This is a genomic window from Adlercreutzia sp. DFI.6.23, assembly GCF_024462535.1.
In the GTDB taxonomy this organism is placed as follows: Bacteria; Actinomycetota; Coriobacteriia; order Coriobacteriales; family Eggerthellaceae; genus Adlercreutzia; species Adlercreutzia rubneri.
Window position 1 is genome coordinate 91,369 of sequence record NZ_JANGBP010000005.1, and the last position, 14,290, is coordinate 105,658.

Annotated in this window: 13 protein-coding genes; 8 read left to right on the forward strand and 5 right to left on the reverse strand. The window is 63.7% G+C overall.

What is annotated here, in order from left to right:
* Window positions 1-50: 50 nt before the first annotated feature.
* Window positions 51-962, reverse strand: coding sequence for a TatD family hydrolase (locus NE591_RS06300; protein WP_197745994.1), 912 nt, complete (start codon window positions 960-962; stop codon window positions 51-53).
* A gap of 331 nt (window positions 963-1,293) precedes the next feature.
* On the opposite strand from NE591_RS06300, the gene NE591_RS06305 reads away from it, so the two are divergent.
* The 4 genes from NE591_RS06305 to NE591_RS06320 all read left to right on the forward strand — a co-directional run bounded on the left by NE591_RS06305 (window position 1,294) and on the right by NE591_RS06320 (window position 3,432).
* The gene (locus NE591_RS06305) at window positions 1,294-1,608 is read left to right on the forward strand and encodes a hypothetical protein (protein WP_114539982.1); all 315 of its coding nucleotides are present in this window, start codon (window positions 1,294-1,296) and stop codon (window positions 1,606-1,608) included.
* Window positions 1,609-1,865: 257 nt separating this feature from the next.
* Complete coding sequence (locus tag NE591_RS06310) at window positions 1,866-2,264, forward strand: hypothetical protein (RefSeq protein WP_147270645.1); 399 nt, start codon at window positions 1,866-1,868, stop codon at window positions 2,262-2,264.
* A 110-nt stretch (window positions 2,265-2,374) separates the two neighbouring features.
* Window positions 2,375-3,073, forward strand: coding sequence for a hypothetical protein (locus tag NE591_RS06315; RefSeq protein WP_147270644.1), 699 nt, complete (start codon window positions 2,375-2,377; stop codon window positions 3,071-3,073).
* The gene (locus NE591_RS06320; RefSeq protein WP_114548617.1) at window positions 3,073-3,432 is read left to right on the forward strand and encodes a YccF domain-containing protein; all 360 of its coding nucleotides are present in this window, start codon (window positions 3,073-3,075) and stop codon (window positions 3,430-3,432) included. Before NE591_RS06315 ends, NE591_RS06320 begins: the two co-directional genes overlap by 1 nt.
* A gap of 46 nt (window positions 3,433-3,478) precedes the next feature.
* Here the strand turns inward: NE591_RS06320 and NE591_RS06325 are convergent, their stop codons facing one another.
* Window positions 3,479-3,859 (reverse strand): hypothetical protein, encoded by a 381-nt coding sequence (locus NE591_RS06325; protein ID WP_114548616.1) that lies wholly within the window; start codon window positions 3,857-3,859, stop codon window positions 3,479-3,481.
* Window positions 3,860-4,223: 364 nt separating this feature from the next.
* On the opposite strand from NE591_RS06325, the gene NE591_RS06330 reads away from it, so the two are divergent.
* Both NE591_RS06330 and NE591_RS06335 read left to right on the forward strand, forming a co-directional pair.
* Window positions 4,224-5,216 carry an ABC transporter substrate-binding protein gene (locus tag NE591_RS06330; protein WP_173112306.1) on the forward strand — a complete coding sequence of 331 codons (993 nt, stop codon included), beginning with the start codon at window positions 4,224-4,226 and terminating at the stop codon, window positions 5,214-5,216.
* Between the two features lie 214 nt (window positions 5,217-5,430).
* The gene (locus tag NE591_RS06335; RefSeq protein ID WP_256156482.1) at window positions 5,431-7,845 is read left to right on the forward strand and encodes a UvrD-helicase domain-containing protein; all 2,415 of its coding nucleotides are present in this window, start codon (window positions 5,431-5,433) and stop codon (window positions 7,843-7,845) included.
* Window positions 7,846-7,920: 75 nt separating this feature from the next.
* Here NE591_RS06335 and sdaAA read toward each other — a convergent pair whose 3' ends face one another.
* A complete protein-coding gene (sdaAA, locus tag NE591_RS06340; RefSeq protein WP_114539977.1) occupies window positions 7,921-9,531 on the reverse strand; it encodes an L-serine ammonia-lyase, iron-sulfur-dependent, subunit alpha in 1,611 nt (536 codons plus the stop codon).
* A 142-nt stretch (window positions 9,532-9,673) separates the two neighbouring features.
* On the opposite strand from sdaAA, the gene NE591_RS06345 reads away from it, so the two are divergent.
* Both NE591_RS06345 and NE591_RS06350 read left to right on the forward strand, forming a co-directional pair.
* Window positions 9,674-10,642, forward strand: a complete 969-nt coding sequence (locus NE591_RS06345; protein WP_022740360.1) for a manganese-dependent inorganic pyrophosphatase — start codon at window positions 9,674-9,676, stop codon at window positions 10,640-10,642.
* 198 nt (window positions 10,643-10,840) lie between these two features.
* Window positions 10,841-12,034 carry a M20/M25/M40 family metallo-hydrolase gene (locus NE591_RS06350; protein ID WP_227070497.1) on the forward strand — a complete coding sequence of 398 codons (1,194 nt, stop codon included), beginning with the start codon at window positions 10,841-10,843 and terminating at the stop codon, window positions 12,032-12,034.
* A gap of 314 nt (window positions 12,035-12,348) precedes the next feature.
* Here NE591_RS06350 and NE591_RS06355 read toward each other — a convergent pair whose 3' ends face one another.
* Together NE591_RS06355 and NE591_RS06360 are read right to left on the reverse strand one after the other, a co-directional pair.
* On the reverse strand, window positions 12,349-12,978 hold the full coding sequence (locus tag NE591_RS06355) for a helix-turn-helix domain-containing protein (RefSeq protein ID WP_227070496.1): 630 nt from the start codon (window positions 12,976-12,978) through the stop codon (window positions 12,349-12,351).
* 104 nt (window positions 12,979-13,082) lie between these two features.
* The gene (locus NE591_RS06360; RefSeq protein WP_256156484.1) at window positions 13,083-14,225 is read right to left on the reverse strand and encodes a U32 family peptidase; all 1,143 of its coding nucleotides are present in this window, start codon (window positions 14,223-14,225) and stop codon (window positions 13,083-13,085) included.
* Between the last annotated feature and the right edge of the window lie 65 nt (window positions 14,226-14,290).

Sequence of the window (14,290 nt, forward strand, 5' to 3'; positions counted from 1 at the left end):
GAAACCTTGTGGCCAAGATGGGCTGTCCGGCACGCGAGGAGCGCTCACTGCTAGCGTATCAGCAGCTCGCGGCTTGTGGAGGCGATGTGCTCCGCAAGCTCTGCGCGGTCGATGCCCTTCAGCTGCGCGATGCCGGAAAGGGCGTTGTTCAGCTCGGCGCGCCAAACTTCGGCGGGTAGGTTGTCGTCCTTGCGGGCGGGCATGTCGGTTTCCAGGAGTAGCTGACCTAGGGGAATCTGCCGGGCGTATTCGCGTCCGCGCCGCGACGCCAGCATGCGCGGCCCCACCGAAAAGAGGCAGCCAAGCTTGACGGCTCGATGCAAATCATCGGAAGTGCCTGAGAACCAGTGAAAGATCACGCGATGCAGCGCAAAGGTGCTGGCTTGTTCGAGCGCATCGAGTGCTGCTGCGGCGGCATTGATGGCGTGGATGGAGATGAGCTTCGGCGCAGTGTCGGTGGCACTGCGGGTGAGGGTGCCTTCGCTGGGTGGGTTCGCCTCGGGGCTCGTGGTTGCGATACAGGTTCGGTTTTGCCCGCTGGTTGCTGTCGCGCCTTCGGGATTGGTGGGTGCCAAGGGCGCTGCGGACTCGTTGCATGTGGCCAGAATACAGGCGAAAGCGCTCGTCTGCAGGGCACGGCTCTCTTCCGTATCGCGCGGGCCGGCGAAGTCGAGCCCGATCTCCCCGATGAATCGGGTCGTGCGCGCAAGCTCGCAGAACCGGGCCAGCTCGGTTTCGCCCACGCGCCCGTCGGCGATCCACCAGGGGTGTGCGCCCAGGGCCACAGCGACGTTCGGCGCATCGGCCAGGGCTGCGCGCAGCTGCTCGTATTCCGTCGGCTCCACCGTGCACGAGAGCGCGCCGATGCCCGCTTGCGCCCCCTCAGCCGCTACGGTGGCAGGTGCGGGTGCAAATCCCACATGGCAGTGCATATCGTAGAGTTTTTCCATGAACAGCAGCATACCACGGCCGAAGGGGTCGCCGCGAAATCGATGAAAACATGGAAGGTAGCGCAGCGTTAAGCGCGAGGCGGATGGCGGCAGTCAGATTTGGGCTGGCATGCAGAGGCGCAGTCGGGCCGAGGCGTCCTGGGAGAACTCCGCGGCGAGTCCGCGCGCGTCAGGCGGCTGTCTCGTACGGGTCGCGCGCAGCTCGCCGATTCTGTGGGCACGCCGTGGCAAGTGGGTAACGGATGCCGTCATGCCGTTAAAGAGGTTGACGTGCGGCCCGGGTGTTCTAGAATCGACAACCGTACGGAACATACGACGATTTGCAAAGGAAGCGATCGATTTTATGGCGGAGCTACTCGAGGCCATCATGCTCATCTGCTTCGGTCTGTCATGGCCGTTGAACGCGTACAAGAACTATCGAGCCGGCACAGCGGTTGGTACCAGCTGGCAGTTCATCGCGCTGATCACTGCCGGTTACTTCGCCGGTATCGCGGCCAAGTTCGTTTCCGGCAACCTCAACTGGGTGCTGATCGTCTACTTCATCAACGTGGTGTGCATTGCCGCCAACTGGCTCGTCTACTTCCGCAATCGCCGCCTGGACGCGCAGCGCTCAACCGAGGTGGTCATGGAGGAAGAGTCTTTCGTCGTGGTGGCCTAGGCTGTCACTGTCCTCTACTCCTCGTCGAAAGGCATCTCTTGTATCCTTGAAGCGCCGTAGTCTCTCCTGCCTCTCTAGATGCAGAAGGTTCAGTGCGCGCTGACGCAATTATGCGCGAGGGACGGAAGCAGCATTTAGCTGGCAGCTAATGCGGAGGACTCCGCGACTCTTTAGAATAGGATGGATTTGAGTCGCGTTTGCGTTTCTGCGACACTCCCATTCTTTTCTGATGGTTCGGATATACCGATCGAGCTTGATTGGAGTATGCCATGCTTATTAAATGTCCCGAGTGCGGCGCCGATGTGAGCAACAGGGCTTGCGCTTGTGTAAAATGCGGATGCCCGCTTGGGGGCGATGCCGATGAGGGTAGTGGGACAGTGATTGTCTACGGGCTCTCGCAAATGAACCTCATAGGCGGCTCCCTCAAGATATACGCTAATGGCGTTCATGCGGGCACGGTTAAAAAACATGGCGTACTTGAGTTCTCAATCAGAGAGAATTCCATCATCACTGCAAAATGCGGCATTAATCCTAGCAAAGGGGTCATTGAGGTCAAAGTTGGAAGAACCACCAAAATCAAGTACGATTACAATCGTATAACTGGTTGCTTGGTCCCCCAGATTGTCGATGAGGTTGTCAACCGGCCGGCGTTTTGAGTCTGGGGCGTATTCTGGGAAAGATATGAAGTTTGTGGGAGTTGCGGGCAAGCAGAGAAAAACGTATATCGTCATTTGGCAAGAAACCCGTGGAGAGAATGGGGGTCGGTATGGACGGGAAGGATGTTGCAGAGGCAGTAGCAGCTGTGGCGGCAATGATGGGTAAGATTCAGAATCCGAAGGTCAAAGCTGCTGCAAAGGTGGTGCATAAGGCCGCTCCTGCGGTTGCGGTGGCTGCGCAGGTTGCTCCTGCAGCCGCCAAGGCGGCGGCACCAGTCGTAAAGAAGGCCGGTCGTGCTGCAGCTGGAGCAGCTGGCGCCGCGAAGGACAAAGTTGTTGAAGTTGTCGGAGACGGCAGGGATAAGATGAGGGAAAAAAGCCGAGCAGCCTCTGAGAGAAAGCAACAGCAGATGGCACAAGTTGAGGCTCGGAAGGAATTGCTCGCGTGTGCTCCGGTGGTTATCGACGCTAAGACGCTGAAGCACGACTCTGGGGATTGCGGAGATGTAAGCGCAGGTCGGTTTGTCAGCTTCCCCGGCTGCTACGTCGCGATAACCTATGGGGAAAAGTTTAGCGGGAAGCATATTGCCGAATATCGCGAGGCTCGTGTGTTCTATTCCGATAATATGGGACGCTCGATCATCGATGATATAGAAGGGCGAGGAGATGCCGACATCTACGCAGATGTAAAGTATGGCCAGGGTGTCAGATTCTACCTATTCCCTTGTGATGAGGAGAATTCTGCCAAGCTTTTAGAGTCTTTGTCGCAAGTGCTGGTCGAAGACGACAGCGTAGAAGCGCGCGCCTGATGTCTATTATCGCGAACATAATCTGGATCATCTTCGGCGGGCTGGTCACGGCGATTGGGTGGTGTCTTGCGGGGATTGTGTTCTCCATCACCATCATTGGCATTCCGCTCGGACGGCAGTGCTTTAAGATGGCATCGCTCACGCTGGCGCCCTTCGGGAAGACGATCGTCTACGGCGGCGGTGCGCCGTCGCTTATCGCCAACATATTCTGGCTCATCTTGGCCGGCCTGCCCATGGCGGTTTCCTACGCGGTGCTCGGTGTTCTCTACTGCATCACCGTCATCGGTATCCCCATTGGCCTCCAGTGTCTTAAGATGGCGAAGCTGTCGCTTTTGCCCTTTGGCGCGCAGGTGATGTAGCCGTCGCACGATATGGCGGACGGCGGTGGGGGCGTGCTCGCCCGATTTAGGCTGCCTCGGGGTTCTCGTTCGGCCCTAAATCCTCGGGGACGGTTTGCTCCTCGAACTCGGTCTGCTGCACCTTCTCGGCCTGGGTGGGGTTCATCCAGTCGCCGGCGGCGGCGAAAGCGATGCAGAGCGCGATGACCGCCACGATGGCGATGATCGCCCATATGAGCCCGGGATGCTTGCGCGTGTTCGCTTTGGGGCCGCCCTCGTCTACCTCGAACTCCTGCATGGCGGGGAACTCCGGATCGTCGGCCGACGATTCCAGCACGGTCGGCTCCTCTGCGGCCAGCGGGTCGCGCTCGGCAAAGGTCTCCTTACGTCCCTTGGGGTGCTTGGGGGCCGTATCGTGCTCTAGTTCCCGGGCTTTATGGTCGCTCATAACGGGTCCTCTCTCAACGATGGCATGGGGCGGAAGCGTTGGTGCGCGACGTCGGCTCCGGGCGCCTTCCCGCTTGTCCACGCCGGTTCCTTTCGCTTTCATGGTAGAGCGCGGGGCCGCGAAGGGCGCTGGCGCGGGCGAGCAGTGGGGAATTGTTGGGGAAACTGCTTCACTTTCGTTGAAATTCGCCCTCGGGGGATGATGCCGCCGGCCGCTCAGGGATGATGAGCCCGTCCTCGGGGCAGCTATGGTAGGAAGCGACAAGCCACGCGCTCGCGCGAGAGAGCGGCCGAGCATTGCGTCCCGGCCGCTTCCCGTCGCGCGCCGCTTCGCAGAAAGCCCTGTCCCGAAAGCGAGGAGCCCCATGACCGATCTGTCCCTCTCCGCCCGCACCCGCCGCGTGCCGCTCGGCGCGGCCCTTCGCGCTGCGGGTGCCGCTGTGCTCGCGCTGGCCTTCACCGTCGCGCTGGCCGTCTGCCTGTCCGCTCTCACCGGCTGCTCGTCCGACGAGGCCTCCTCGGCGCAAACCGGCGGCGAGAAGGCGACCGAGGGCGCGCCCACGGCCGAGGCTGGCGTGCTTATGGTGGCCTCGGCGCTCAACAGCGAGCCCTACGAGCAGGCAACCAGCACAAGCCAGATCGGCTTTACCGTGGAGCTGCTCCGGCTGGTGGGCGAGCGCGCCGGGCTGGACGTGCAGTTCGCCAAGGCCGTGAACCACAAGGACGCCGACCAGAACATCACCCCCGGCCGCCCCGAGGACGTCGCCGCGAAGGTGGCCGCGGGCGAGGCCGACCTGGGCGCGTCGTCCATTCCCGCCGATGCCGCGCTCGAGGGCGTGGCGCTTTCCGAGCCCTACCTGCATGCCGACTACGCCGTGGTCACGAAGATGGACACCGGCCACGACGACCTGGCCAGCATCCAGGATGCGGGCACCGTGGTGGCCGTGCAGAACGATGCGGCCATCGCCGCCTGGGTGGCCGAAAACCTGCCCGAGGCCGAGGTGGTTGCCTTCGAGGACGGCATCGACGCCCTTATGGAGCTGAACTCCGAGCGTGCCCAGGCCGCCATCGTGGACGAGCCGCGCTTCCGTCGTTACGTGCAGGTGAAGGAGCCGCACCTGCAGGCGGTGGAGCTTGTCGCCTCCGACAAGGACTACGCCTTCGCAGTGGCCGCCGGCAACGAGGCGCTGCTTACGGCGGTGAATGAGGCCCTGACCGCCCTGCGCGCCGACGGTTCCTACGACGCCCTGTACGATTCCTGGTTCGGCGACGCCGGCATTGCCAACGAGGCCGCCGCATCTCGCGAAAAGGGCACGGGGAACGCCCCCGAGGCCGTGCAGGACTCCACCGGCGCCTAGGGCCTTCGCCGCCGCGCTTGCCTTGCCGGACGCTCGTTTATCGAACAGGTGGTGAAGCCTTCGTGGCCTTTGGGGCCAGAAGGCCGCGCACAGGATAGAATAGGGGAGCCGCTCTCGGGCGGCTCTTTTCATGCTCGCCGCCGGGGTTCTCGCCTCGGCATCGCGCGGGCAGCGAACTCCGCGAACGTTCCACCCAACGGCGAAGGATGCAACCGTGCCCATCGACATCGACACCTTGAACGGCCCCCAGCGCGAGGCGGTCGTCACCACCGAAGGTCCGCTTCTGGTGCTGGCTGGCGCCGGCTCCGGCAAGACCCGCGTGCTCACCTACCGCATCGCGAATATCCTCGATCAGGACCTGGCCGCGCCCTGGGAGATCTTGGCCATCACCTTCACCAACAAGGCGGCCGCCGAGATGCGCGAGCGTCTGGCGCAGCTCGTGGGCACGCGCTCGCGAGGCATGTGGGTGTCCACCTTCCACTCCATGTGCGTGCGCATGCTGCGGGCCGACGCCGAGCGGCTGGGCTTCACGAAGAACTTCACCATTTACGACACGGACGATTTGAAGCGGCTGTACAAGGACATCATGGCCGAGCTGAACATCGACCCGAAGCGCTTTCCCGTGAACCAGCTGATGAACCGCATCTCCCAGGCGAAGAACGACCTCGTTACCCCCGGTAACTTCGATGCGCACGACCCGGTGGGGAAGGTGGCCGAGCGCGTGTACGAGCGGCTGCAGGAGCGCCTGCGCGCAGCCAACGCCTTCGACTTCGACGACCTTCTTTTGTACGGCTACCTGCTGCTGAAGAACCACGCGGACGTGCGCGAGGCCTATCAGGACCGCTTCCGCTACCTCATGGTGGACGAGTACCAGGACACCAACCGCGCCCAGTACGCCATCACCCAGCTGCTCGCCGCCAAGAACCGCAACATCATGGTGGTGGGCGACGACGACCAGTCCATCTACTCCTGGCGCGGCGCCGATCTGCGTAACATCTTGGAATTCGAAAGCGACTACCCCGAGGCCAAGGTGGTGAAGCTGGAGCAGAACTACCGCAGCGTGGGCAATATCCTCGCCGCCGCCAACGCTGTCATCGCCAACAACCAGCATCGCAAGGAGAAGCGCCTGTTCACGGACTCGGGCGACGGGGAGAAGATCTCGGTGTATCTGGCCACCGACGAGCGCGACGAGGGCCGCTGGATCGCCGGGGAGATCGACCGGCGCCGGGCCGAGGGCACTTCCTACAACAACATGGCCGTGTTCTACCGCACCAACGCCCAGTCGCGTATGCTCGAAGATATGCTGTTGCGCGCCGGCGTGCCCTACCGCATCGTCGGGGGCACGCGCTTCTTCGATCGCGCCGAGATCCGCGACGTGATGGCCTACCTCACGCTGGTGGTGAACCCGGCCGACGACATCGCGGCCAAGCGCGTCGTCAACGTGCCGCGCCGCGGTATCGGCAAGACCACCATCGAGCGCATCGACCAGTACGGCCGCGAGATGAACATGCCGTTTCTCACAGCGGCCGAGCTGGCGGTGGTCGATCCGGACATCCGCGCCTCTACCCGCAATGCCGTGGGGGAGTTCATCCAGGTCATCAAGGACGGCGCCACCTACGGGGGCGATCTGCGCAAGGTCGTGGAGATGATCATCGACAAGGCCGGCCTCATTCGCGCCCTGCAGGACGAGGGCACCGACGAGGCGCGCGGGCGCGTCGAGAACATCCAGGAGTTTCTGGGCGTTGTGGACGAGTTCGTGCAGACCCACGATGCGGAGGAGTCCGACTTCGCCGCGCCGACGGTGGGCGAGGACGAGTCCGCCGAGCCCGTGCGCGTACTGCGCGGCGACTCGCTGGCCGATTTCATCGAATGGGTGCGCCTGCGCACCGATCTGGACACGGTGACCGAGGACGGGCAGGCCGTCACCCTCATGACCGTGCACTCGTCCAAGGGCCTGGAATTCGACTGCGTCTGGGTGGCCGGCATGGAGGAGACCCTGTTCCCCCACATGAACTCCGTGGGCGACGCGGCGGCCGTGGAAGAAGAGCGGCGCCTCGCCTATGTGGCCATCACTCGCGCCCGCAAGCGCCTGTGCCTTACCTGCGCCCAGCAACGGCAGATTTTCGGCCAGACCCACGCGAACCCCGTCTCGCGTTTCATCGGCGAGATCCCCAGCGAGCTGCGTCAGACGAGCGGGTTGGGCTCGGCGGGCTTTTCCGGGACCGGTTGGGAGAAGCGCGGGAGCCGTCGGGGCATCGCCGGTTCGGGCACCGAGGCGGGGGAGGGCCGCGTGTTCGGGCGCTCGAGCGCCTCGGGGGCGCAGGGGCGCTCGTTCGCCGAGTACCGCGCGGCCACGGGTACGGGGCGTGCGGCCGGCAGCGTCGGCGGCGCATCCCGCGGCGGTTTGGGCTCGGGCTCGGGCCGCATTGGCGCGGGGGTGAACCCGAATGCGGGCAAGAAGGCCGCCGCGCAGGCGACGTTCGCTGCGGGAGATGCCGTCGACCACAAGACCTTCGGTCGCGGTACCGTGGTGAAGGTCGACGGCGACACCCTGCACGTCAAGTTCGCCAAGACCGGCCAGACTAAGAAGCTGCTGAAAGACTACGCCCCCATCGTGAAGATCGGGTAGGCGCCCTGCCAAGAAGACGGCGGCCCGGATCGCGTCGATCTGGGCCGCCGTGCTGGAAGCGTCTGTCGCGTTACCCTAGCACCCCGCGCAGAAGGCGCAGGCGGACGGGGCCTTGGCGATGCCGCCGAGGGCCGTCTCGCGCAGTTCGGGGGGAAGGCCCCGGCCCACTTCGTCCATGACGGCCACGGCCTCGTCGAAGCTGATGAGGTTCTGGACGCCGGAAAGGGCGATCTGGGCGCTGACGAAGGCGACGGAGGCCGCCGTGGCGTTGCGCTTCTGGCAGGGCACTTCCACAAGGCCGCCTACCGGGTCGCATACCAGGCCGAGCAACGACATCATTACATTCGCGCCGGCGGCCAGGCAGCGGTCGGGGGCACCGCCGGCAAGCGTGACGGCCGCCGCAGCCGCCATGGCGGCCGCGCTTCCCACCTCGGCCTGGCAGCCGCCCTCGGCGCCGGACACGCTGGCGTTGCGGGCGATGAGGTAGCCCAGGCCCGCGGCGGTGAGGATGCCCTCGCGCAGCTGGTCGTGGGAGAAGCCGCGCTCGTCGCGCAGGGCCAGAAGCACGCCGGGGAGCACGCCGGCCGAGCCCGCGGTGGGGGTGGCCACGATGACGCCCATGCGCCCGTTGGTCTCCAGGGTCGCCAGGGCGTACTGGGCCGCCCGGGCCGCCAGGGGATCTACCAAGCGGTGCCGGGGATCGGCATCTTCCAAGGCCGCCCGCAGTTTCGCCGCCTCGCCGCCGATGAGGCCGCCCACGGAGGGCTGCGGGTTGCCCAAGGGCTCGGTGGCGGCGTTGCCCATCACTTCCAGAACGCGATCGAGATAGGCGTCGATGCCGGCCTCGGTGCCCTGCTTGGCGCACAGCGCCTCCTCGCGGGCGCGGAAGGCTTGGGCGATGGTGACGTGCTCGCGCTCGCACAGCGCCAGAAGCTCCTCGCCGGATGCGTAGTCCCAGCGGGCGAACCGCTCCTCGGCATCCTCGGGCACGGGCACCTCCTCGCCGTCGCCGGCGCAGGTGGCGGGTACGACGCGCGCGTTGATGATGTCCGGGTGGTCCATCAGAAGCTCGCGCACGCTCGCATCCACGGCGCTATCGGTCTCAAGGACGGTGTAGGCGTCGCCGCGCTTGGCCGTGCGGTGCAGGTTCGCGTTGGCGATGTTGATGCCGCAGTCGGCCAGCACGCCGGCGATGTGGGCGAGCACCCCGCGCTCATCGCGCTGGTGCACGACCACGCTCGTGCGTTCCCCGGTGATGTCCACGTCGATGCCGTTGATGCGCCGAATGACCGCCGCGCCGCCCCCGATGGAGACGCCCCGCATCTCCAGGGTGCGCCCCTCGCGGCTCTCGCAGCGGATGTCCACGGTGTTGGGGTGCGCCACCTCGGTGGTCGTGTCCCAGACGATGTCCACCTGCACGCCGGCTGCCTTCGCCAGGGCGAAGGCGTCGGCCACGCGCGGGTCGTCGGTCGCAAGCTCCAGGATGCCGGCCACCAGCGCCTTGTCGGTGCCGTGGCCGGATCCGGTGGCGGCGAAGGAGCCGTACAGGGTGAAGACGGCGCGTTCGGGCTGCTCGCCGAAGAGCTTCCGCGCCATGGAGGCGAGGGCCAAAGCCCCCGCCGTATGCGAGCTGGACGGTCCCACCATGATGGGGCCGATAATGTCCCTCAGACCATAGGTTTTCACAAGAGCTCCTTTCGCGTTTCTCATCCGCAGAGCAGTTCAGGGCTTCATTTCATCGAAGAAGCCTATCATAGCCCATCGCCTAACGGGCGCAGAGGCGCTATACTGCCTCAAAACCGTAAGTTGGTGAGAAAGGGGAACCTTCATGTCTTCCAAAATCCTCGTCGTGGGCCATCGCAACCCCGACAACGACTCCATCGCCGCAGCCGTGGGCTACGCGCATCTGAAGAATGCGCTGGCCGCCCGCGACGGCGAGGCCGACGCCGTCGAGTACGTGCCCGCCCGTCTGGGGCCGCTGCCGGTGGAAAGCGCCTGGATTCTGGAGCAGAACGACATCGCCGAGCCGGTGCTCATCGAAAACGTGAACCCTGTCGAGCGCGATGGCGAGGAGGTCAAGCAGAAGGTCATTCTCGTGGATCACAACGAGATCGGCCAGGCGGCCCCGGGTATCGAGAACGCCGATGTCGTCGAGATCATCGACCACCATCGCATCGCCGATGTTTCCACGGCCAACCCCATCCTCTTTTTGAACCTCCCCATCGGCTCCACGGCCACCATCGTCACGCTTCAGTTCCGCCAGACCGGCATCGAGCTTCCCGATTCCATCGCCCGCGTGCTTCTGTCGGCCATCCTCACCGACACGGTCATCATGAAGTCTCCCACCTGCACCCAGGTGGACGTCGACCAGGTGAACTTCCTCGCCGACAAGCTCGGCATCGACGCGGTGGAGTACGGCATGGACATCTTCCGCACCCGCGGCGGCGAGGACAAAATGCCCATCGCCAAGTTGGTCGAGGCCGATTCCAAGGAGTTCAAGGTCAACGACGACGTGACGGTACTCATCGCCCAGCGCGAGACGGTAGACCTGCCGACTGTGATGGCCCGCGAGGCGGAGATTCGCGATCACATGAAGAAGCTCGTGGAAGACAACGGCTACGAGTTCGCCCTGCTGCTCGTCACCGATATTCTGGCCGAGGGCTCGCAGTTCATCGTGGAGGGCGATCCGGCCCGTGTGAACCGCGTCTTCGAGATCGAGTGCTGCGAGGGCGGCAACTGGATGCCCGGCGTGCTGTCCCGCAAGAAGCAGGTGGCGGCCCCCATTCTTGCCTCGTAATAATTCCTTGAGGAATTATTACGCGACGCTGCGGGTCCGACAGGCACCTGGCCTTGCCCCTTGTTTTTGCCACGGCGCGGCACGAAGGCCGCTTGGGCAAAAGGCGGGGCAAATCCAGGCACCTGTCGGACCCTCGCTGTTTTCCTTGGGCGCATCCCTGCGACAAAAAATTTAGGAATTTTGGAAAGAAGGACCCTTATGAACCCCGATCGCGTGCTTGAATCGTTTTTGGAAATGGTGGCCATCGAGAGCCCGTCATGGCACGAGGTTCCCATGGCAGCTTATTGTGCAGAAAAACTGGCGGAGATGGGATTCACGGTCACCTTCGACGCTTCTGCGGCGGAAACGGGGTCGGATACGGGCAACCTCATCGCGCATTTGCCCGGCACGGTGCCGGGGCGCATCGGGTTCTCGGCGCATCTGGACACGGTGAAGCCCTGCGCGGGCATCGAGGCGGTCATCGAGCAGCGCCATATCTGCGACGACGTCACCTGCCGCATGGCCGAGGTTGTCTGCTCGGCGGGGGAGACGATTCTCTCAGCCGATGATAAGGCCGGCATCGCCGCCATTTTCGAGGGGCTGCGCTCGGTGCTGGAATCCGGCACGCCCCGGCCCGACATCACGGTGCTGCTCACCACCTGTGAGGAGCAGAGCCTGCTAGGGGCCGGTGCCCTGGCCGACGATGCGCTCGCGTGGCCGGAGAATCTGCCGGCGGCTACCCCGGAAGCCGAGCGCGACGGACGTTTCCCGCTGTTCGTGCTCGATGCGGACGGGGCGCCGGGCACCATCATCATGGGAGCGCCCTATCATTGGACGCTGCGCGCTCGCATTGAGGGCCGTGCCGCCCATGCCGGCGTGGAACCGGAGGAGGGCGTCTCCGCCATTCAGATCGCCGCAGCCGCCGTGGCCGCCATGCCGCTTGGGCGCATCGACGAGTGCACCACGGCCAACGTCGGCCGCATCGAGGGCGGCGTGGCCGTGAACATCGTGCCCGCCGTCGTGACGCTCATGGGGGAGTGCCGTTCGCTGTACGAGGATCGCGTGCTCGCCCAGCGCGACGCCATGACCCGCGCCTTGGAAGAAGCCGCTGCTCGCTTCGGCGGCCAGGTGGAAGTGGCCTGGGAGCTGGACTACCCGGCTGTCGTGCACGAGCCCGGCGACGCCATCGTCGCGCATTTGGAGGCCGCTGCGGCCACTTGCGGCCTTGAGTCCCGCCACGCCACCTCCGGCGGCGGGGCCGACGCGAACATTCTCGGTACGAAGGGCGCCGACGCCATCACGCTCGGCATCGGTATGACCAACTTCCATTCCGTCGACGAGTATATAGAGGTAGCCGACCTCCAGAACATGGCCCGCTACGTCGAGGCCATCATCGCCGAGTACGCGGGGTAGCTTCAGGAGCGATCCCGTGGGGGGGGGGCGACCTTGATCGCCCCCCCTTGCACGGCCTTTTCCGGCAGGGAGAGCCTTGTCCCGGCACCTGCGGGGACAAGGCTCGGATTTTGGCAGATGCGGGTACCAGACCGCCTGTTTTGCCAGGCGCAGGGAACCAAACCGCCCGTTTTGGCTGAACTGCGACAAGCCATCTACCAGGCATTATAGGAAGTTTTCCCAGATCAGAGCTTCGGGCGAAACTGGAGGTTTGGTACCCGTGGACTGCCAAAATCCGAGGTTTGGTATCGTCTAAGACAAGATCGCGTGAAAGGCTATGCTTCAGTTTCCGGTATGCGTAGGGATGCGCGTCGGGCTCGCTCTTCGACGAGATCGCCAAAGACGCTGCGAGCAAATTCAAATTCGTTTTCGTGGCGACGCAAGAAGTTGCGCATGCGCAGGTAGTCGCGCACTTCTACGGCGTCTTCGCTCTCGTCCTCCATGACTTCTTGGGCGAAGGCGCGGGCGCGTTCGATGGAGTCGGCGTCGTCGGCTTCGAGTTCAGCCACATATTGCGTGCGTTCGCCTGCTGGCGCGTAGAACAGGAAAAGGTTGGCGAACTTCCCTTGAGGTCCCTCGGAGAGGCTTTGGGCGGCCTTCTGCTCCGCAGCGGCGCGATCGACGAGAATCTTGCCGTTGTTGCGGCGGCCGGGCAGCACGCCCGAGGCCACCATGGCGTTCACGCGAAAACGACTCACGCCGAGTATCTCGCCAGCTTCGGCAGACGAGATGAGGTCGCTGTTCTCGTCGGCCATCCTTCCCACTTTCAGGCCAGCTGTTGAAATCGGTGGAGCCAGCTCCAGGCTGCGCTTTGCCTCCTCTAGGGTGGTGAGCGTTTTGAGGGGAAGGTGCGGATAATGGATCTCGAACCCTTCGGCGGTTTTCTCGATATAGCCGCCCGGCACGGGGCGGTCGTTGATGGACAGATCCCAGCGCGAGGGCTCGCCCTCGGCGCCGCAATGCTCGGTCCAGGTTCTGACTTGGGTAGACATAGGGTTCCTCCTCGCGTTTACAGAGATTGGAATGGGTTTTCAAGGGGCGTCTTGGAAAAGGAGCGGCAAATGGGGTAGGTACCTCCAAACTGCGCCTCGATGGTGGCGATCATCGACGTCTGCCCCATATCCTCGAGCATCTCGCGGGTGATCCAGCCATAGCCCAGAAGCTCGTCGGCCAATTCGGCGCAGTAGGCGCAGCGCTGGCATTGTCTGTTGCAAGTGGAGGTGCGTTTGAAGAAATTCGTCCTGCCAAGTGCCTTGTTGTCGATGTGCGCGCGGAATTCGATGCCGTAATAGCCGATGGAGCTGCACAGCAGATCGAAGAGGTTACCGTCGTAAGACTCGTCCAAGTAGGCTTCCGTGCAGCGAAGCACCTTGCTCGGCATCATATCGCGGCCGACGATCTTGAAGAAGCGCGTGATGTCTTCGTAGCGCCGCAGATCCTCGGGTCTAATCCAGTTCGACTTGAAGATTTGCCCAGCATCCCGCTCGATGATGCTGCCGCAAGCGAAGGAGAATGAGTTTCCCTCGTCGCGCGCCTCTTGGGACTTGTGCGAGATCAGGTTCATGTGGAATTTACGGAAGGGGCATTTGTTCAAGCACCCCTCGTTCACCATGAGTTTGAGCTCTACGCCAAGTTTCTCGCGGATTTGCCGCAAGAGCTTCAGGTCGCGGTTGATGCTCGTGTCCACGGTCATAGTGGTGGCACCTGCCAGTGCGAAGGCTTCGGCGCGGGAAAAGCAATCGATGTCAGCGAGGACTGAGGCGCTGATTTCAAGGTTCGGACAGGTTTGGCGCGCTTGTTCAATGAGGAAGGGGTTGGCCAGTGTCACTGCCTCAATGCCGTGTTGCTTGTGCATATCGCGAATGAATCCGATTTGGCGATTGAGGGTCTCCTCGGCGTACCAATCCCCGCCATCGCACGTGGAATTCATCGTGATGTCGACGCGGATGCCCGCCTCGCGAATGACGCTGACCACTCCGACGAACTCGTCGAGGGTCGTCACGTTTCCAACGCGGCCCGAACCGGTGATGGCTTGCGGCGCATTCAGGTAGATCTCCCGAATAACGTTGCCGTTGCGTCTTTGAAGCGCGATCAGCTGCCGCAGCGTGGCGGCGTCTCCGTTGTAAGGAACGGAAAACTCGAGTTGAGCCACAGAGCCCCTCCTTCCTCTCTCGTTTAGAAAAAGGGCCCGCTTTTCAAGAGCGGGCCCGCTTGTGC